The following is a 20,070-nucleotide window of genomic DNA, read 5'->3' as shown; positions in this document are numbered from 1 at the left end:
TTTCAGGCCTCGACGAAATCAGCTTGACCCGCGTCTTCTAAGAGACGCTTGAGTGTTTTTGGAGAGGGAGGATGAACGATTGCATCCATCTCCAGAAGACGTTGAGTCACCTGACTGTGGATATACGCGATTGAATCCGCGAACTCTTTGTGAGAATCCTCTTCGATAACCCCTGATGCGACATCAATGGCGAGTTCCTCACTCTCTTCCTCTGAATATTCGATAATCTCGGATACGGACTCTAAGTCTCTCGGTTTACGTGCGTGGAATACAGGGTCGAACCGGCTCGTTGATCCTGCATACACGGTCTGGTTCTTACTTGCGTGTCCCTTGACAATTCCTGTTACTGCTGGAAGTTCGAACCCAGATTTGAGGAGACGTCGTTTCATCCCTGCCCAAACGAGTGGCGAGGTATTATTAAAGATAATAGATATATACCCCCCCAACTTGAGGACGCGATACGCCTCTTCAAATGCGTCCCCCATCCGATCAAGATATTCCGTCTCAGAAACTGATCGGGTATCGTTGACGACGATTTCGTTCTCTGCCTCAGTGAAAGTGCCAATAAACGACTCTGGGATGAAATTCAATTCTGCGTACTGAAGACTATCACCGAACGGGGGATCAGTGACCACGTAATCTACTGAATCGTCTTTCAGGTCCTCGAGATCTCGCGCATCTCGAACCCCAATGGTCCCTTCCCCACGTGCGGCGATTCCATCAGAGGTCAGCATTTGTTGGGCTTCTGCACCTGACAGTTTAATCTTGAGCTTCCGTACTTTCTTAACCCGTCTTTCGAAAACCCTGAAGACATTCTGTTCGAGGGCTAAGGGTGGGAGATATAGCGTTCCTGGATTATTACTTCGGCCATCTCGTTTAGGCCGGCAGCGAACCATTTTTGAGGAGGTGTAAAGAGACGCAGTAAAGGCAAATTCGAGGGCATTTCGCACCAGATTATTTTCCACTGACTCTAGTGTTTCCCAGAGTTCGACCAATATCTCCCAATTTCGACCAGTGAAGAACGAAGACACCGAGTTTACGTACTCGTGATTGCCGTCACGGTACTGGTCACCCCACTCAGTGCCATCTTCGACGTGCATCATCGGTCGGTCGTAGCGACTCGATCCAACGTCGGAGTCTTCCAGTGCGACAAGTCGATCCTGTTCTGCTGGAGATACCTGCTTTTCGACGGCCTTGCTGTTGCACTCCGAGCATTTATACGCAACTCGAATCGGAACATCTTGACCAGAATGTACGTCGCTCTGTGAGTGTTCTGTGTCGCAGTCTGGACATGTTACTTTACCTCGGCCCGACTGCCCTTCATCAGGATCTAGCGTCCAAGTATTTTCGCATGTTGGGCACTCAAATTCCCACGACCAGACCCAATATCGACCTTCCACTTGCCGTTGGCAGGATCGACAAGCCGTTTTGTAGGTATCTCGGGTCTCTTTGAGGATAGTGAAAACGGTCTCTAATGCATCGTCGATCTCATCTGTCGAGCAAGATTCAGTGTATCCTCGAGCAATATGGACTGCGTAGGGACTAAGATCTGAGATTGAAAAGTCCCGCCCGGAGAGCTTTGCAGCGTATCCTGTTGCGCCGCTACCGCAGAACGGATCAAGTACCAAATCACCAGGATCAGTGTAGTGCTCGATCAGTTGTTTTAGAATAGATGGAGGAACCTTAGTGGGGTAAGGGTGTACCCGGTAAAAGAGGGATCCCTTTCCATTATCTGACATGATTTCCTCGTTCAACGGCGAAATCTCAGGGTTAGAATTCATGATATCACGTCGGTCCAAGTCATATGCAACAATCGCCCGTCATCTATTATAGGGGTTCGGAAAGGTACTATTGTAGTTCCTTGTCGTGAGATTCGACGGAGGCTAACAACGACTCGCGTGTATCACTATCAATGGGAGCGACGCCAACACGTTCGTAAATGAATAGCTCTCGAATGTTCTCTTGCAGGTTATCGATATCACAGCTGGAAATACCAGATCTACTGGTTCCGAGACACCAGATTGCATCCTCATTTACCTCCTCGATTATGTTGTCCCAATCTTCAGCTACAACCTCTCGAAACACATCGGTAGTAAGTAAAATGACGACAGCGTGAAAATCGGAACCAGATTCAATGAGGAGAGAAGTAGCGGCTTCCAGAGCATCCTCATTGGATTGTTCTGGTTCCTCGGACACATTCGATGACCCCGAGATTAAGCTGTTGGAATCTGTGATTATACGAGTCTCAACATCACCGTATGGCTTTATTCGGCTGTGTTGAATCGCTAGGCGGCGTCGGGATGGGTCGTTAAATCAAAGGAGTTGAAGCGGGAGACTGCGAATGTCCATGACGCAAATCTCCCGCTTCACTAGCGAGATTGTCCCGATTTCTCAAAGGGTTACTGGCGACGGAGACGAATCCGCCGCCCCGGAAGGTGGCGGCGGATTCGCCGACTACGCGCTCGTTTCCCTCCATTGTCTCCGAATTTACCTCGACACGTCCTACCGGATGACGATTGACCTGCTGAAGGAGATGCCACAAATAACCGGGGAGATCGGCCTTGAAGCGGCCGATCTCCCCTCACCATCCACGTTGTGTAAGGCGTTCGACCGGATCAGCATGAGCGTCTGTCGAGTGCTGCTGCGCCAGTCGGCGCAGCTGCACGACCCCTCCGAACACGGTGCGATCGACGCTACCTTCTACGAACGCTCAGCTGCGAGCCGCCACTACTGCCAGCGAATCAGCTACCGCGTGCAGAAATTGAAGGTCACGAAACTCGTCGATACAGCGTCGCAGGCCGTCCTCGACGTACACTGTTCGACGAACCGGAAGGGAAGTGACGCAGACCTTGCCGAGCAGATCGCCCGCCGAAACGCGGGCGATCTGCGGTCGCTCGCCGCCGACAAGGGATACGACAAGCAATCGCTCCGCGAATCTCTTCGTGACCTCGGGATTCGCCCGCTCATCAAACATCGTATCTTCGCTCCGTACGACCACGCTCATAACGCCAGAATCGACGAACAACGCTACAATCAGCGCTCAATGACCGAGACAGTGAACTCGGCTGTCAAGCGCTCGCTCGGCTTCGCCGTGCGAGCGCGTACTTGGTTCCGTGAGTTCCGAGAAATCGCGCTGATGTGTGTGGTCTATAACATCAAGCGAGCCGTGAAACAGTGAATTCCACCGCTGTATGGCGATTCAACACAGCCCTTTATTCCATCAATCAATTGTGAAACTGGAAGAAAATTTCCCTGATAGTAATCAACAGCCGTTTCAGCATCACTATTGACTGTTCCTGAGCTCTCTGCGAGTACGAGCGCTCTCATATGTCTTGGAAGAGTGCCGGTAGTTATGTATCCCGGTGAATCATGACTTGGATTAAGCAGATAGTGTAGAGACCGGGGGCAATCGCTCCTGGAAGTCTCGGAGTGTGCTCTATTCGCCTTTAGATTACGACCGCCCTCTCTCAGCGGGTAGCAGACACGATTCTCCCATGTCCGTACACTTCTTCTCGCAGGTGTGTAGATAGAAAGCTGGCCTCGGCACTCATATTCATCTAGATAGCATGTAGGTAGTTTATTAATATATTATCTCTTTTAATTATCCTCTGAGGTTCCCAGCCAATTAAATCCGACAATATAAGACCTAGTGATGAATATTGTTGGGCATTCTATGATGCGACAATGATTTTACCTTCGCTACGACTCATGTTACTTAGATGTGCTAGAGCATGCATGAACTAATCGTTTTATCAACCCATCTGGTTTGAGCGAAAATGTTCGGATCTGAAAGCCTGCATCTCAATATGTAACGCTTCTTCTGATTATCATGTACTCATCGTCCACAAATATCGGTTAATTGTCAATTATAGCTATCTCGAAGTCCACAATAACCTGTGTGTCTAACTTGCTATGTTGATATACAGTTAATATGTCAGTATTCTATTGTGAGAGTATTAGTAGCAAAAGGCGGCAAGAACGGTTGTATTATGGAGAATACTACACAGAAAGCTGTAGATAGTCTCACCGTATTACAATGTATGATTAATGAGAGGAATATCTGATGGAAAAGTTCCGACCGCCACAAAATCGGCTTGGTATATTTAAACAGCTCTCGGATGTCCCAACCGCCCGCCGATTATGCCAGTTCGAGGGACGGTATCAAAATACATCGACTTGGGAGTCATACCGAGCGACTACTGAGCTTTCAGATCGGATGAGCGAAGACTGGGAATTATTTTTACGTCGATGGAGGAAGCATATGTCTGAACAGGGTCGACATTGTATATTAGCTCAACCAACTGATGTTGAAGTATGGTCAGGAAAATTATTATCCCGGTTTTCTCGTGATCGTACATATCAGCACTGGTATGTAATTGAGGGGTTATATGAATGGCTTAAATGGCATGTCAATCACCCTCATACATATAATCCATTCCACATGGCTGCCTCCGTAGCCGGCAGTAGTGCCCACGAAGTCTGGATTCAAAAACAGGAGAGAAATAATGCGTGATTCTGATCGGCAAACAATTGCAGATGCGTTCAATCGCGATTTGGATCCACTTGCAAAGTATACCCAGAAATTTGATTCGATCGAAATAAATCCATTTGAGTTGTATATAGATGAACGACTGTCGAAAAAAGACTTAGCGAAGGGAACGGACGAGGAGTACCGTCGCTCATTTCAGCAATGGCAAGAATTCATGTACAACGAGAAGCGCCATTTTGCATGTCCAAATAAAACCCATGTGAGTCGGTTCATTGATTACTTGCAGGAAGAGCGTGGCAATGCGGCAGGGACGATCAAAAATCGGCTGATGTATCTTAATCAAGCGTACAAATATTGGCAGGATGATGCAGCATTCCCTCACTCACGTGACTACAATCCAATTGATCTAGCAAAAAAAACCGCTGACCTCAGCGGTGAACCGCAAAAGAAGCTACAACGATTAACTGTGAATGAGCTATCAAAGAAATTACAAGAAATCACGAATATTCGAGATCAAGCTTTTGTCTTGATACAACTCAAACTTGGGCTTCGTGCAAGCGAGGTATGCAACATTAAAATCTCAGAAATTCATCTCTCTAATACTGTTATTGAAGATCATTATACTAAAATGGGGACCGCTAAAGCGTTAGATGATCGTAGAAACGCTATTTATATTCCTCACGACAGAGAGCGAAATAAGTCTCGAAAGCCCCGCGTTCTTCCATTGGATTATGAATTGCGTGAAGTACTCTTGAGATATATTTTGATTCGCCCTGATATTAATGAGCCATGGCTGTTCCTATCGAAAATTGGGCGTCAAAAACTTAAATACAGTGACATTAATAAGATATGGAAAAATTATTTTCATCCAGAATACGCTGAGACTGAAAGATTCCGGGCAGTAACAAGTCACTATGGTCGTCATCGATTTACAACTTACTGGGGGGTAGAACAGGATTTGAGCCGAGAGTTGGTTAAATATATGCGCGGTGATACGCCCGGTGGTTCAAAACTAGAGAATCTTGATGTAATGGACGAATATATTCATACATATTATGAGGATATTGAGACAATCTATAGAGAGCAAATATACCAATTTGGATTATAAAATCCTCATCAATAGAGGATTTAGGTGTTATCAACGCCAACATCTCTTCAGATAAGCATGAGTTTGAGGAGAAAGGCAGTCATTCAGGAGAACTTCGACCGTGAACATGAGAAAACTCTGAGCTCAGGAAGACAAAGATGGTAAGGATAGCTCGTGTGAAGGTGTTGTTACTGACGATTAAACTGAGATCAATAATGTGAGAATATGACTCGAAAATCCTGAGAATTCAGTAGGGCTGCTCAGTTGTGCCCTCATGATTGCGAGTTTGACGATTACGGCAGGGTTTATTGGTTAGTGGGTTTTCTCTTCGTTGCAACTTGGACTCCCGGATCTCGACGGACTCGGGGACTCTGTTTCAATCCCTTAGCGGGTTTTCTCTTCGTTGCAACAGACCGTCCGAACCAAGTTAGAAAACTCGTATCGTTTCAATCCCTTAGCGGGTTTTCTCTTCGTTGCAACCAGGTAGTCACTTCACGAATTTCGGTGGATCGGGTTTCAATCCCTTAGCGGGTTTTCTCTTCATTGCAACACTGAGGCAGACCGGTTTCTGTCTTGATCTAGATGGTGTTTCAATCCCTTAGCGGGTTTTCTCTTCGTTGCAACACATGATGAACACTGGCGAGAACTAACCTATTGGTGTTTCAATCCCTTAGCGGGTTTTCTCTTCGTTGCAACACCAACCCTCCGTGATTGTCTTGGACGAAGCCGCCGGGTTTCAATCCCTTAGCGGGTTTTCTCTTCGTTGCAACGAACTCAACGTGTTAGAATCCACGAGGAAAGTGGTGTTTCAATCCCTTAGCGGGTTTTCTCTTCGTTGCAACCAATCAACCACAGACGATCTACGCTCACGACTCATCGTTTCAATCCCTTAGCGGGTTTTCTCTTCGTTGCAACCAATCAACCACAGACGATCTACGCTCACGACTCATCGTTTCAATCCCTTAGCGGGTTTTCTCTTCGTTGCAACCGACCTGGATCATCATGTTGAACTGGCTGATCATCGTTTCAATCCCTTAGCGGGTTTTCTCTTCGTTGCAACTTTTCACCAATTTTGAATTACTATCCTCGCGGAGTGTTTCAATCCCTTAGCGGGTTTTCTCTTCGTTGCAACCGAACAGACAGCACGGCAGCGACTGCCTCCTCGGCGGTTTCAATCCCTTAGCGGGTTTTCTCTTCGTTGCAACAACACGTTGCAGCAGCACATAGCCAATGATAGCAATGTTTCAATCCCTTAGCGGGTTTTCTCTTCGTTGCAACGTCTGTGTTCCCGGTGTTCCCAGTTCACCGGTCAACCAGTTTCAATCCCTTAGCGGGTTTTCTCTTCGTTGCAACGGCTTACTTAGATCCACCACGTCGTTAGCCGTGCTGTTTCAATCCCTTAGCGGGTTTTCTCTTCGTTGCAACATAATACAGTTAAGACAGCGGATTTGACCACGGGGAGTTTCAATCCCTTAGCGGGTTTTCTCTTCGTTGCAACTAAACAGCGATAACGTGGGTTAGCTCATGCAAATAGTTTCAATCCCTTAGCGGGTTTTCTCTTCGTTGCAACGATTAAGGCTGCAAAGAATGCCGTTGAGGCTGAGAGGTTTCAATCCCTTAGCGGGTTTTCTCTTCGTTGCAACACTTGCCGGCAGTGCTGTTCGCCGTCGGCTTTGAAAGTTTCAATCCCTTAGCGGGTTTTCTCTTCGTTGCAACGCTGCCGTGTTTTTCTGAGCAGTGACCAAAACATCAGGTTTCAATCCCTTAGCGGGTTTTCTCTTCGTTGCAACGCTGCCGTGTTTTTCTGAGCAGTGACCAAAACATCAGGTTTCAATCCCTTAGCGGGTTTTCTCTTCGTTGCAACATTCGGCGTAGCTTTCGAACATCATCCCGTGTTGTTTCAATCCCTTAGCGGGTTTTCTCTTCGTTGCAACCCTCTACGGCAGTCAACCCTACGCCAGTTGCCCATGTGTTTCAATCCCTTAGCGGGTTTTCTCTTCGTTGCAACAACAGTATTCACTGGGTCCTCTGTCGGAGTCATGTTTCAATCCCTTAGCGGGTTTTCTCTTCGTTGCAACACAGGTAATCTTATCGATATTCGAGAGTTCCGTGCAGTTTCAATCCCTTAGCGGGTTTTCTCTTCGTTGCAACGAACCCATTTTTCACAGACTGCTCATACATCCAATTGTTTCAATCCCTTAGCGGGTTTTCTCTTCGTTGCAACCTAAAAGACTGTCTATTCCTTTAAACTGTTGTCTATTGTTTCAATCCCTTAGCGGGTTTTCTCTTCGTTGCAACAGCACAAGTTGTTTTACCAACTCCTGTACTTGCATTTTCGTTTCAATCCCTTAGCGGGTTTTCTCTTCGTTGCAACTTTATACCAGATTTATTGTCGTGAAGACGGGGGCTGCGTTTCAATCCCTTAGCGGGTTTTCTCTTCGTTGCAACCATGAGAACCGCAATTTGTACACTTTGGAGAGTTAGTTTCAATCCCTTAGCGGGTTTTCTCTTCGTTGCAACAGCAGCAGAATGTGTCATGGTGTGTGAATGATAATCAGTTTCAATCCCTTAGCGGGTTTTCTCTTCGTTGCAACATACCGATACTGATACAGATGGCAATGCCGTGACAAATAGTTTCAATCCCTTAGCGGGTTTTCTCTTCGTTGCAACCTACTTGGGTGGACGATGCTGCGCTACTTGGGACTGGTTTCAATCCCTTAGCGGGTTTTCTCTTCGTTGCAACGCGGTTGACCGTGCCAGCCCGACAACCAAACGTGGTTTCAATCCCTTAGCGGGTTTTCTCTTCGTTGCAACGACGCTTCACAACGACAGTACAGTCTGAGAGAATTGTTTCAATCCCTTAGCGGGTTTTCTCTTCGTTGCAACATGGCTAGCACCAACCAATCTCGAAAACTGAGGAATGTTTCAATCCCTTAGCGGGTTTTCTCTTCGTTGCAACAAATTGGGTTTGAACTCGAACCTGAGGAAGATAAACGTTTCAATCCCTTAGCGGGTTTTCTCTTCGTTGCAACGATCTTCTGCTGTTTTAGTCGTGAAGACGGAGCCGCGTTTCAATCCCTTAGCGGGTTTTCTCTTCGTTGCAACGCCATCATTCGGTGGTGGCGGTGACGATGATGATAGCGTTTCAATCCCTTAGCGGGTTTTCTCTTCGTTGCAACCCACCGTAGTATGTTCAATTGACCCAGCGATTCGGCTTGTTTCAATCCCTTAGCGGGTTTTCTCTTCGTTGCAACATTAAAGCGGGAGAATTCCGGGAGCTACTTCAATCCCGTTTCAATCCCTTAGCGGGTTTTCTCTTCGTTGCAACCGGCAGGCAGGAGACGCCTGGCAGTCACTCGGTTTGTTTCAATCCCTTAGCGGGTTTTCTCTTCGTTGCAACGATGTCACTGTCTCAACGGTGCACCAAATTAGAAGGGTTTCAATCCCTTAGCGGGTTTTCTCTTCGTTGCAACAGGGGGTTAAAATACGGGTATAATACTCAAAAAGCTTTCTCAGGAGTCAAAATCATACCCCTATTACGTTGACTGTGGCTGTACAGTCATTTAATAAGGGTTGAAGTAGTCTAATCTAGAGCACGTTCGATTGCTCATCAGGTGGTTCCATACCAAGATTGGTCGTCTTGTCCTGACAGGCCTTACACAACCGATAGATCCGAACGCGATCACCGTCATTGGGTTCGATTTTGGCTTCCAGCTCGTTTTCAAGCTCAACACGCTCGGCTTTGGTAATATCGACTTCAAAAACACTGAATTGTCGCCATGCTCCATATCGTTGGAGCGTTTGATACACCTGCCGCCGATTCCCGTCGTCGCTGACGTCGTATGTAATTGCTAAGCGCATGATTATTTTGAGAAGGTCAGGGCATGATACTCGTCCAACTCACCAGTGATTGCTTTCCGCAACAGGATCGCCTGCTGGCGAATCGACTTCCGCCGTGTGACAGTGTACTCAAAATATGGGTGCGTGAACTCCTCCTGCATGAACTCATCAAATTTTGAGCAGTAGGTTTTGAACGCGTCGTCACCCAGATGGTTGTCTTTGGTGAACTGGTCGTGCGTTATGACACCGCGGTTCACCAGCCGAGTGACGAACGCGTCACAAAAGATCGGTCGGAACTCTTCCTGTAGATCAAGAGCAAGTGACGGTCGACCGTGACGGTCGACATGCAGAACACCGAGGAACGGATCGAGGTTATACTGTCGTAACGCGCTCAACACTTCGTTTTTCATGAACACGTAGGTCAGCGAAAGCAGTGAGTTGATGTGATCCTCTGGTGGTCGCTTGGTCCGTTTTTCAAACGTCCAGCCGTCGGTCAGCGTCTCGTTAAGTTGGCTGAAATATCGCCCGCCTGCTTCGCCCTCGACGCCACGGAGGTCATCTTTCGTCGCAACGGTTGTCGCCCGCAAGCCAAGATCTTTGAGCATGTCTGTCCCATAAACGCCCTTTCGTGAGAGCAGCGTCCGAGCATTTCGAATCTTCCCGGCAATCATCGCAGCGGCAATGTCGACCTCTGCGGTCGTCCCAAGCGCGTACTGTGCTCGTCGTACCTCGGCGATAGTGTTCTTTTCGGGCACGAAGCTGCCGCGATACTTCCCGTTCTCAGTGAAGTAATTGAGGATGATCCCATGTTTGTTCGCCTCGGCGACGAACGGTGTTGAGAAGTTGACGCCGCCGAAGACATTGATTGTATCCAGCTTCTCGGTCGGGAAGGAGGCGAGCTCGCCCTCGTCGCCGTCAACGTCCCAGACAACGATGCGACCGCCGTCGGTGCGGACTTGCGTACCCTGTTTGGTGACGTAGACGACCGACTCGTTGAACATCCCTTCGGTGGCTTTCATATCTCGCCCTCCCAACCCGTCCCGCGTGCTTTCTCGGGTTCGAGCATCGCGGTTTCCTCAGGCATGCAGTACTCGCGGGCGGAACAGGCCTCACATTTCGAGGGGTTGTCGGTGAGCGGTGGGATGTTTTTCGCCGACATGGATTGGATCTGCTCCACGATTTTATTGACTGCCTGACGGTGATCCTCAGTTATTCTGATTGAATGTCGCTGATCTGTAGAATATAGATATATGTATCCGAAATTAACGGGCTCATTTATTACATGAGATAACAGCATACAGTAGCCAGCTAACTGGATTTCATCATTAGTGTAGTATCCCCCGCTTTCAGCCCGCTTCCGCTCGATCGGTGTTAGGACACCATCTTCAGATTCAATGACATCAATTTTTCCATGGAGACCGAGTGACGTATCACACAGGTATCGCTCGCTGATCCAGCCGCCTCGGTGAGCAGCATTTTCATGTTTGCTCCTTCCATCAAGTAGTTCATATGGTGTCCCCATCTCATCATGATATCGCTGGTAGTAGAAACGTCGCGGGCAATAAAGATACTCGTTCAGCGCACTCACATGCACAAGCTCATCGTGGTCTGCGATGGAAGTTACTGGTTTCACAGCTCATCCACCTCAGTATTGAGTACATCAGATTCCTGCTGATCTTGCACCCGGCAATACAAATAAAGGGCATCGTGACTGAATGCGATTGCGGCCGGGTCCCCTTCTGGGTTCAATAGTGGGTAGACAAATCCGAATTTACCAATTGGGTATTGTTTTGATATTTCATTGACGTGTCCTTCAATCGGGTAACAGAGGAGTTCAGTTTCACTGAGATTGATCTTTAGTTGACCTAATCCATCGATATCTGGTGATGTTTCTACTTCGAGTCCGGTGGACACTTTGGGCTCTCGGGTTTGTCTTTGTCCTTCGCTCAATAATGAATATAGCTCACCAGTTGGTTTGAAATATAGCTCACGTCCGGTATACTCTCCATCATCGCCGCTGCTATCGCTGTCGTAGGTTCCGTAGTAGATGCAGTATCCAATGCTGTAGCGTTCAACTCGTAACACATCCTCTTCAAGATGATCCGGAACCCGTGTGAGAAATTCATCTCGCCCTAGTAATCGGAGATTTCCATGTCGTAATAAATACGTCATGTTATAATTCTGTACAACTCGTTGGTCCGGATCATAGACTAATAGTTGGAGGCTTTCACCGCGGTACATCTGTAACTTATCAAGGATTTTTGTTTGGACTGCCTCATGACACCGACTCAGATCTTGTTTTGAAATGACAGAGCCGTGCAGTCTGAAAAAGTGCCGGTCAATCCGTTTCCAGCCCTCTTTACGGATCGATACAGTCTCATCTGAAGGCGCGTTCTCGACACGATTTTCAACGTGATGGTATGCTTCGACAGCCGAGTACCGCCAGTCAAACGATTCTGGTGTCGAATTATCAATATAGTGTTGTTTTACCAACTGTTCAAACCTATTTCGGTTGATCCACTCAGTGTCAAATTCCTTGATCTCCTGCTGGAGTTCGTTATATACGTGGGATGGAATGTACGCATAAGCATTAGATGTCTCTTCACGTGTGCGAAGACGACCGAGTCGTTGAAAGAATGATGCGGCACTGTGTGCTGAGAACAGCACTTGATCAGTATCGAAATCGACGCCAACTTCGACTGCTGAATTGCTGATAAGTGTATCGAATCGATCAAGTTTATCTACGATGTCCTTGGAATGAAACCCGTCAATTCGTTCGATAGTATCGAGTTCAGAATCTTGTAGTAATCGGTATACCTCGTCGACCTCATGTATCCCGTCCAGCATCAGAACAGTTCGTCCCTGCGAGAAGCGGTCAACAGTTTCCTCTTGTTCCTCAGATAGGCATGTCGCAGTCTGAAAGGTCGCGGCTGGGTGTAATTGGAGTTCAACTGGTGGTAACACTGGACGGTACGCGGTCGGTAGCTGCCCAGGTGAAAACGCGATAACTGGGTTATCGTCCTCAGTTATTGCTGGGTGTGGTGTATCACGCCATCCAAAATCCGTGAGTGGATAATAAGATGTGGAGACTGCTTTATCGAACCGTTCAGCTAGCTTCTCATCAGGCGTCGCACTGAGGAATATAAGATATGATAACCGACATATTTCAGTATCAGCCTCCTGCATTTCATCTAATAAAAATAGGAGTGTATTTTGTTCCTTCCGTGTCGCTCGGTGAAACTCATCGACTACAGCGACTTCAAAAAGGTTGATACCATCAATTCGTTTGTAATATATTTCACGTCGTAATAGAACGAATATATCCGGATTTGTGAGCAGAATTACTGTCTCAGGACGCTGGAACGCATCTCGTAAGAGGTACGAGAGTACTTTACCGTTCGAATCTACGTCATACTCCGTTGCATGCTCGTCTTGGAGTATTTCACTTGAGATTGGCAATAAATGAACGTCATCACCACCATCTATATTACTTAGCAGTGACTCAATATTTTCGCGTTGATCTTCGATCAGTGCGTTCGTTGGATACACCGTAACCGTGTCTAAGCCTTCTGAAACCGTCGGTGCAAGCCAAGAAAGCGTCTTTCCCGCACCGGTTGGTGCGTCATTCACAAAGGCTCCTGGGACATCATTTGTCAGGGCATCATGTAGTGCCCACTGATGACGATGAGGCAGAATGTCATTGACCGGATACGAACTACTGGAATATTCCCGCAATGCGAGTCCTTTCAATCGAATACTTGATCGGGGTAATTCAGACATCGTCACGTTTTGTTGCCAGAAATTTGGCATCTGCCGGGTAGCACACGCGTTCAGTGGAACCCGCTGGAGACTCTATCGCGTAGTGCTCAGATTTGAATTCACCCTCAAACCAGAGTGGTGTAGGTTGCATTTGACGCATCATGACACCGCCGAGTGGCTTTGCTTCATGATCGTAAATGCTTAATGGATGACCCAATGAAAACTGTCCAGAGTTTCGCTCAGCATTGACGATGCGATATCGAACGTGGCCTTTTCCACGCTTTTTGCCCAGTCGGATATAAGATGGAAGCGTCTCTTTGACCGACTCGGCTGTCCGACCATACGGAAATATATAGAACCGGAAATGATTTCCTGGTGCCAAGGCTCGTTCGCGTTCAAACGTCGGCAGGTTCTGATTAGCCTTCCCTGTGGGATCGTCCTCAGCCGGATAGTTTGGGGTTGCATAGGTATCTGTTCTTGCGTTCCGGTTAGTAGTTAGATATTCTGTTCGGATCGATTCTGTCTTGATTGCAACTGGCACCGCTGGTGTCACATACACCTCGTTTACGATGTTAGCTGTATCCTCTATGTATGTTGGCTGGTGCATGACATCTACGTAGTTACCCCCTGCGAGATTGAGTGCATAGTGCAGTGCGGTGTTGAGGATATACGGGTCGGTGTCAGCCATCCGACCGACTTCTCGGGATGCAAATCCAACTTTCCCGTGTGTTGTCAGGGTTGCTTCGAGTACCTCCATGATTTGGGAATTAATTTTCGTCTGCCGCGATTGCGTCGTCAATGAACGTTTGTGAGTGTGGTTGTTGCGTTTCAAGCACAGTTTGGAGTTCTTCGTCGCCTGTTAGTGTTAGTATCTCATTAAGAATCTTATCATCGACGGGAGCCTGTGCGATTTCCTCCGCACATGCTGCGTCGTAAGCCTCCCGGACGAATGTCGCTGCTTGATCAGCATTTAGCACCGGAGCTTGGACGATATCACCAAGTGTTCGGTCACCCTCACTGGCAAACGAAACAATCGTCTCGGCTGTGAGTTCTCGGTTCGAACAGCCTTCCTCTGAACCAGTATAGAGACCGAGTACACGATTGTTCACCCGACCGAGCCGAGTCGTTGCTGCCCCATACCGTTTATTTCGGCTCGTAATCGCAGTGACGAACGCCACCTCAGCAGGTGTCGCGTCTCGAAGGGTAATAGTGCATGGGAACAACGTTCCTGGCTCAAAAAAATCCGGTTCCCGAATATTCGCAGTTGATCCTTTAGCGTATCCTTCACCTGGTGCGTTCTGGAATTTCTCGTCAATGCACGCACTTGCATCACGGACAGTGAACGCAGTATCGTACATCACTCTCGACGTAACACCAATATCGACATCATCGTCCCCACTGGCTGCACTGCCGTAGAGTGCCGATTCAACAGATTGGGGATTCATATCGTTAACATCCATAGAATCGCTTCGCTCGTATTCCAGTAGTTCCCGCTGAATCGCTTTCCCAGTCCGCCGATCACTACCGGTTTGTTTCCGCATAAACATTAGACCGGGAGAGTACTCAATACTTTCATCTCCGTCAATGATAGGCAGTGAGGTGATGTCTGCATCCTGTCCATTCGTTGTAAAAACGGCGTGACTCTCTAATTCCCGAAGTACCAGAAGTGTCGTATAGTTTGTTCCAGGTGTGTTAGTCATACTATCGACTGGAACGGTACCATCTGCGAGTGCGTTTGTGATATTGTCTGGAATCATTGTCAGGCTTGATCTGCTGTCTGTTTTTCAGCGTTATCTTCGTCGTAGTAGTCCGCTTCGGCTCGAAGTGTCGCACCGAAGAAACCGTCTGCAAGGTTATTTTCGAGTCGTTTCAATTGTGATGGACGTCCGTTTGCGATTCCGTAGAGGATTTTATCAACGAAGTACGTCGCGTATCCCTCGATACGCTCCTGAAGTGGTGTCCCGGCGTCTGAATCCTCAGCGCTAACCGGATAGACTGCATTGCCAGCTTGCCGGTCAATCATCTTCTGAAGCCGACCGGAAACACACATTCTGTAGTCCTCTCGATCAAGTTGCTTTCCTGTCTTCGAGACCGCCTTGACACTCTCACGGAAGACACGTTCGACGCGATGTGGTTTCCGACCATGTCCGCTTGCGGGTCGAATTGCATCGTATGCGAGATTCGCGAGTGTTGTGATTCGATTATGTGGTGTGTCACTCATTTGTGAATTGGATTGTCTGATTGAATTTTGCTGATCAAGCACGACTGCATATCTCATCAGAGCCGGTATATATGGCCCCTCATCTGAGGTCTGGACAGCGCGCTTGAGGAGATATGACCCCGGTAATAGCTCGTTTCGTGTCGTCCGGAGGTATTTAGCAAACAGAGAGTCGTTACGATCGTTGCCTTGGATTGCGTAGCCGAGCTTCACCATGGCAGCCGCTGACTGGAGCACTGGACGTAGGTGGGTGAGCGAAATGGTCTCACCGTAGAAGCTAGTCACCTGTGTAAACCCGCTCCCGATCTTTGCGAACTCCGGAAAATCACGAGAGCGCATTTCTGGCACTGGGGACGAACTCAGATATACTCGCATCCCAGTGTAGGCACTCACGGTGAGAGCCAGAAACGCACTGAAAAACTGGAATTCAGTATCGTTGTCCGGGTTCTTGAAGTAACCGATTGTTTGTGCTCCGAACTGTTGATTACGGTCGAACTGTCGAGAGAGTGATTCGATCATCGTTCTCCCGTTTCCTTCCGGTTGTGTTAGTTCGTTCATTATACCAGTAAACTCTTCAAACGAATCTATGTCGAACACCCGTTCAGCAAGTCGTCCCAGTCGAACCCGGTTTTCACCAGTGAATCGATTGACCAAACGGGAATAGAGCCGCCAAGAGTAGGGTGTATAGAAGTAATCTGGTACTAAATGGAAGAATAGTCGTCCGTTGTCCCGTCTTGATGCTGCCGTTTCACGCAACGAAAATTCGATTCGACAGGTCGAACACAGCAGGAGTTTATCACGCTTCATTCCGCCAACCATTTCTCTGTTCGAGAATCCCCCCTGTAATGTCGTCAGGGATTGCTTCGACTTCATCGGACCAAGATTTCCACCCGCTGCGACGCCACGACTGCACAGTGTACAGGTCTTCCCTCGCGATGATTTTACATACTCGTCGTAGGTGTCAACTGTTGCATTTGTGAGAATGAGATTACCACCGCCGATACGAAGGTTTTCACCGATGAATGACTGAACTTCTGTCGACATGTTCCCTGCGTGTTCGTTCTGAATCTGAGTCTGCCAATCGGTATCGTCACCAACGAGTTCGGTCAGCCCCTCCGACAGTGTCGAAACGATTTCTTTTTCAACGGTAGGAATTACCGGGCCGGTTCCATGTCGATCAAGAAGCCTTTGTGCGATTGCATAAGAGTACTCCCATTTACCGCCACCGGTAAGTTCTGAGTCGATGTCCTCAGAAAGAGCAATCAGATTCTCTGATAGCTCATCTGAAAGATCAAATACAGAGACAGTGGTGCGAATCAGATCGTTTGTAGTTCGATGACTGGGGAGCAGTGGGTCAACAAACCAGCTTTTTATTGTGTTTACAAAACGACCGAGACCGTACTGTTGTTCAGTTTTTTCGAATTCACTACCCAGTTCGGCCTCTAATAGTTTCATCGACTCTGTAGCAGCGTCTGTGGCACCGGTATCTGCGTCGCCATCGGTAATTCCCTTTCGAACAACTGCCTGTAACATTGTCCTGCTACCAGCATAGAAGAAATCAGGCTCGTTCAGACTGTAGAGTCCCTGCGCCCCGACAATCGAAAAGTTTGATTGTAGTTGATCAACATCATCGTATGACGGGTGAGAATCTCTGATGCTGTCTCCCAATCGTGAGGTGATCGCAGCAACGGTTTCTTCGTCAATCTCTAATTGATCTTGCTCGGCTGGTGCAAGGTATACACAGCCATCCTGATACATTGTCAGCAGTTGATACTCGTGCTCCTCTCGCAAATACTCACTTACCGTTTTGTTCAGCAAATTCGTGAAAATACCACTGACATGGTCGGTTTGGTGGTATGCGAGTTCAACGCTTCCGCTGGGGTATGCTTCATGGAATCGATCTTGGACGCGAGCATCCGCTGCTGCCTCCGGTGTTGTCGAAGAAGCCATTGAGTCGGCTAGACGGATTAATGGTCGATACTCTCGCCATGTCGTCGTCACACGAGTCGAATTGGCGTTTTCAGTGTCATGATGATCGACGGCACATGAACGGAACGTTCGCATTGTGAGTGCTGAGTCGGGATCATTTGGAATAGCACTAAAATCGGTCAGCCCAATTTTATCAATAAACGACTCAAGCTCGTCGATTTCGATATCAAACCGTTTGTCTGGATTCTTGTCTTCCTCCCGAAGTTTGTGATAATCGTGAGTGACTGCAAGTGCGACAAGATGGCGGAGCTTTTTTGATGTAATTGGAGGCAGGTTCGTATTCTGCACCTGCCGACCGAGTTGATGTAAAAAGTACACCAGATTTCGAGTATGGTTAACCATCGACTGATCGACTTTCCCATATTCGACGCTCTTGTTTGGGAGGAACGACCAGCCAGCTTCCACAAGCCGTGGATCGATCTCTGAAATATACTCGGTTAAGATGTGATCTAGTTCCGCTTCCGCGGACTCTGAATCGGAGTCACTTCCAAATTCCTTTTCTGGATCTTCGATGAGAGCCGATGAAAAGGAATTGACTCCCTCAACATGAGACTCTTCTTCTGATTCAACTTCATCCAACTTGATCTGTTTATTATTATTTGTCATTGTTTGTTTACGTCTGTACTCACCTGTCCACAGCCCCGAGCCACAGCACTCCCAACACCGGAATACTCAGCGAACAGCGCGAGAGCCGTCACCGCGTTCATAACTGATTCACTAGCATTCTTAAACGCGTATGCGCACGTCCCCGAGAACCCCTGCCTAAATAGAGGTTGTGTCCCACCATCAGGATCGTCGACGCGATTGACCAACACGCTGTGGGTATCGTAACTTCGGGCGTGGGGTTTCTCGATCACCGACTCGATCAGTGTATCCCGACCGACATCGAGTGCCAGCTCATCTGGAGCCGTATTGTTCCACTTCCCGAGCAGGCTGCCGAAGACGGCTCCCCGCGTCGGGAACATTGTCGTTACCGAGCCGGCCTCCTCGATACAGGTCGCCGTCTGGAAAGTCATCTCGATAGTCGGATCGTCGAGTTTGTTGGTCTCCGTGAGCAGTGTCTCGTGAAAGGTGTTCTCGCTCTCGAAGGATTCGACCTGGAGCTGACCGTGTGTCAGTTCCAACGGTTCGTCGGCGAACACCAGCCCGGAAACGAGGGCCTCAAATATCGCTTCGTCGTTGGGATCGGTGACCCCTAGCGAGAGTGTGTACTCTTTGTTGGGGAGTATTTGTTTGTGATACGACCGCTCGCCGTCGCCGAAGGGACCACGGAGCCCACTGGTATGCAGGCTGCCAATCTCGGAGTCATGTACCCGCTGGCTCACCTCATCGTCGGCCGATTGGAGGAGAGCCAACAGCGCGCTGTACACCGAGTAACCGTCCGATTGTGGCACGTCGAACCGCTCGTCAACGCGGAGCGTCAGTTCGATCCGACGTAGGCGGCTAGTTGATTCCGACTGTGTTTCCATAGCGAAGTTATCCAATTCTTACAGCCAATAATGTTAAATGTAGCGACTTATCAAATCAGAAATGTATATACCACAATTGCAGGATACTGCAACACTAAATGTTGGCAGCGACAAGCAGCCGATTATGCAGACGTTCATCTCACCTATCGGCTTCAACACGACCAGCGTGACTCGGAGCCTGCTTGAGCACGGAATTGACAGCGAGGATACAGTGCAACTGATTCGTCCGGCCACTGAAACTAATGATAATCGAGCGACTGAGGCTGTTGAAGATGTAAAAAGACTATTGCAGGAAATCGAACCGAAAATTGTTGTGCATACTGAATCAATACCTCATAATGATTTCGAAGACGCTGTGATGACCTGCAGCAATCTCCTCAGAACAGCGGATGGAGAAGTCGTTGTGAGTCTTAGCGGTGGTGCGCGAGATGTGCTGTTACCGCTGACGGTAGCGACGATGGCTCACGAAGCAGCGATAACGACCACGCTTGGATACAGCGATATTGATGGTCAGGTTCGTGAGTTCGGACTACCATCTGTTTCTACTATGCCATCGAAGGGGGCTTTAGAGACACTCCGAGTAGTTGCTGATGCTAATTCATCAGTAACATTACCTGAATTATCAGATAATCTGGAAGCTGTTAAAAGTACAATTACTAGACACGTTAGTTCACTAGAGGATGCAGGGTATGTCACTTCTTGGATTAAGGAACGGAATAAACATGTGTCGATTACATTGTCAGGACGACTTTGCATTGCAGTAGTTTGATACAGGTTGAAAGATCTCCTACATTGTTCTTGTGGCTCTTGTCTCCCAAATAAAGATCTCGTAGTGAGCTACCCCCGCAAACGATAGATCTGACATACGTAATGACGGAGAGATTACTCCATCTCTTACAAAAATAGGTGACGTAATGATGTTCTCCGTTGATCCAAACAGTGAACAGCTGGAGCATCTCGATAAAAAGCAGTTCGTAAGAACCGGATCTGTTGGAGCGAAAAAAACCTCTAGGAATGGGCTATTGAGTATCCACGTCTCTTGGGTGAGGAATTGTTGGTGATTAGATCGGAGTATGCTCGATTCCAACATCCTTGAGATCGGCTGGATATCCTGGAAATCGACCTGATTGGGAATTTCGCCCGTCTCACTCCAGATTTTCTGGAGTAGTAGTTGACAGTATCATAAAACTACGTTTCACAGACTCGCAAACACTATCTG

The 20,070-nt window shown here is 48.0% G+C and carries 14 protein-coding genes and 1 CRISPR repeat array; of the genes, 4 read left to right on the top strand and 10 right to left on the bottom strand.

The window, feature by feature from the left end; translation table 11 throughout:
• Positions 1-2: 2 nt before the first annotated feature.
• Positions 3-1,781: a DNA methyltransferase gene (locus tag HQRW_RS01785; protein ID WP_014555221.1), complete on the bottom strand. Its 1,779-nt coding sequence runs from the start codon at positions 1,779-1,781 to the stop codon at positions 3-5.
• 67 nt (positions 1,782-1,848) lie between these two features.
• The gene (locus HQRW_RS01780) at positions 1,849-2,196 is read right to left on the bottom strand and encodes a hypothetical protein (protein ID WP_049891537.1); all 348 of its coding nucleotides are present in this window, start codon (positions 2,194-2,196) and stop codon (positions 1,849-1,851) included.
• A gap of 151 nt (positions 2,197-2,347) precedes the next feature.
• On the opposite strand from HQRW_RS01780, the gene HQRW_RS01775 reads away from it, so the two are divergent.
• The 3 genes from HQRW_RS01775 (at position 2,348) to HQRW_RS01760 (ending at position 5,597) form a co-directional block, all read left to right on the top strand.
• Positions 2,348-3,178, top strand: coding sequence for an IS5-like element ISHwa3 family transposase (locus HQRW_RS01775; protein ID WP_014555220.1), 831 nt, complete (start codon positions 2,348-2,350; stop codon positions 3,176-3,178).
• Positions 3,179-4,063: 885 nt separating this feature from the next.
• Positions 4,064-4,513, top strand: a complete 450-nt coding sequence (locus HQRW_RS01765; protein ID WP_014555219.1) for a hypothetical protein — start codon at positions 4,064-4,066, stop codon at positions 4,511-4,513.
• Positions 4,506-5,597 carry a tyrosine-type recombinase/integrase gene (locus HQRW_RS01760; protein WP_014555218.1) on the top strand — a complete coding sequence of 364 codons (1,092 nt, stop codon included), beginning with the start codon at positions 4,506-4,508 and terminating at the stop codon, positions 5,595-5,597. The genes HQRW_RS01765 and HQRW_RS01760 overlap by 8 nt, the downstream gene beginning before the upstream one ends.
• A 352-nt stretch (positions 5,598-5,949) precedes the next feature.
• A CRISPR array of direct repeats spans positions 5,950-9,049; the repeat unit is 37 nt; unit sequence GTTTCAATCCCTTAGCGGGTTTTCTCTTCGTTGCAAC.
• A 115-nt stretch (positions 9,050-9,164) separates the two neighbouring features.
• Here HQRW_RS01760 and cas2 read toward each other — a convergent pair.
• The 8 genes from cas2 to cas6 are packed head-to-tail and all read right to left on the bottom strand — an operon-like array spanning position 9,165 to position 18,851.
• The gene (gene cas2 / locus HQRW_RS01755) at positions 9,165-9,437 is read right to left on the bottom strand and encodes a CRISPR-associated endonuclease Cas2 (protein ID WP_014555217.1); all 273 of its coding nucleotides are present in this window, start codon (positions 9,435-9,437) and stop codon (positions 9,165-9,167) included.
• A 2-nt stretch (positions 9,438-9,439) separates the two neighbouring features.
• Entirely contained in the window at positions 9,440-10,435 is a 996-nt protein-coding gene (gene cas1 / locus HQRW_RS01750; protein ID WP_014555216.1) for a CRISPR-associated endonuclease Cas1, read from the bottom strand.
• Positions 10,432-11,049: a CRISPR-associated protein Cas4 gene (cas4, locus tag HQRW_RS01745; RefSeq protein ID WP_014555215.1), complete on the bottom strand. Its 618-nt coding sequence runs from the start codon at positions 11,047-11,049 to the stop codon at positions 10,432-10,434. The genes cas1 and cas4 overlap by 4 nt, the downstream gene beginning before the upstream one ends.
• Complete coding sequence (cas3, locus tag HQRW_RS01740; RefSeq protein ID WP_014555214.1) at positions 11,046-13,196, bottom strand: type I-D CRISPR-associated helicase Cas3'; 2,151 nt, start codon at positions 13,194-13,196, stop codon at positions 11,046-11,048. The genes cas4 and cas3 overlap by 4 nt, the downstream gene beginning before the upstream one ends.
• Positions 13,189-13,932 (bottom strand): type I-D CRISPR-associated protein Cas5/Csc1, encoded by a 744-nt coding sequence (cas5d, locus tag HQRW_RS01735; protein WP_014555213.1) that lies wholly within the window; start codon positions 13,930-13,932, stop codon positions 13,189-13,191. Before cas5d ends, cas3 begins: the two co-directional genes overlap by 8 nt.
• Positions 13,933-13,942: 10 nt before the next feature.
• Positions 13,943-14,932, bottom strand: coding sequence for a type I-D CRISPR-associated protein Cas7/Csc2 (cas7d, locus tag HQRW_RS01730; RefSeq protein ID WP_014555212.1), 990 nt, complete (start codon positions 14,930-14,932; stop codon positions 13,943-13,945).
• Between the two features lie 2 nt (positions 14,933-14,934).
• Entirely contained in the window at positions 14,935-17,988 is a 3,054-nt protein-coding gene (gene cas10d / locus HQRW_RS01725; protein WP_014555211.1) for a type I-D CRISPR-associated protein Cas10d/Csc3, read from the bottom strand.
• Entirely contained in the window at positions 17,985-18,851 is an 867-nt protein-coding gene (gene cas6 / locus HQRW_RS01720) for a CRISPR system precrRNA processing endoribonuclease RAMP protein Cas6 (RefSeq protein WP_014555210.1), read from the bottom strand. The genes cas10d and cas6 overlap by 4 nt, the downstream gene beginning before the upstream one ends.
• A gap of 61 nt (positions 18,852-18,912) precedes the next feature.
• Here cas6 and csa3 point away from each other — a divergent pair, with 61 nt between their 5' ends.
• Positions 18,913-19,620 (top strand): CRISPR-associated CARF protein Csa3, encoded by a 708-nt coding sequence (gene csa3, locus HQRW_RS01715; protein ID WP_149031507.1) that lies wholly within the window; start codon positions 18,913-18,915, stop codon positions 19,618-19,620.
• Positions 19,621-20,070 lie beyond the last annotated feature (450 nt).

Origin of the sequence: Haloquadratum walsbyi C23 (assembly GCF_000237865.1) — an archaeon.
In the GTDB taxonomy this organism is placed as follows: domain Archaea; phylum Halobacteriota; class Halobacteria; order Halobacteriales; family Haloferacaceae; genus Haloquadratum; species Haloquadratum walsbyi.
The sequence above is the reverse complement of the archived record's forward strand: the minus strand, read 5'-3'. Positions and strand labels throughout refer to the sequence as shown.

Coding starts and splice junctions, on each gene's coding strand:
- cas7d (WP_014555212.1), bottom strand. CDS start 14,932: ATGATTCCAGACAATATCACAAACGCACTCGCAGATGGTACCGTTCCA.
- HQRW_RS01785 (WP_014555221.1), bottom strand. CDS start 1,781: ATGAATTCTAACCCTGAGATTTCGCCGTTGAACGAGGAAATCATGTCA.
- cas6 (WP_014555210.1), bottom strand. CDS start 18,851: ATGGAAACACAGTCGGAATCAACTAGCCGCCTACGTCGGATCGAACTG.
- cas1 (WP_014555216.1), bottom strand. CDS start 10,435: ATGAAAGCCACCGAAGGGATGTTCAACGAGTCGGTCGTCTACGTCACC.
- cas10d (WP_014555211.1), bottom strand. CDS start 17,988: ATGACAAATAATAATAAACAGATCAAGTTGGATGAAGTTGAATCAGAA.
- csa3 (WP_149031507.1), top strand. CDS start 18,913: ATGTATATACCACAATTGCAGGATACTGCAACACTAAATGTTGGCAGC.
- cas3 (WP_014555214.1), bottom strand. CDS start 13,196: ATGTCTGAATTACCCCGATCAAGTATTCGATTGAAAGGACTCGCATTG.
- HQRW_RS01775 (WP_014555220.1), top strand. CDS start 2,348: ATGACGCAAATCTCCCGCTTCACTAGCGAGATTGTCCCGATTTCTCAA.
- cas2 (WP_014555217.1), bottom strand. CDS start 9,437: ATGCGCTTAGCAATTACATACGACGTCAGCGACGACGGGAATCGGCGG.
- cas5d (WP_014555213.1), bottom strand. CDS start 13,932: ATGGAGGTACTCGAAGCAACCCTGACAACACACGGGAAAGTTGGATTT.
- HQRW_RS01765 (WP_014555219.1), top strand. CDS start 4,064: ATGGAAAAGTTCCGACCGCCACAAAATCGGCTTGGTATATTTAAACAG.
- HQRW_RS01760 (WP_014555218.1), top strand. CDS start 4,506: ATGCGTGATTCTGATCGGCAAACAATTGCAGATGCGTTCAATCGCGAT.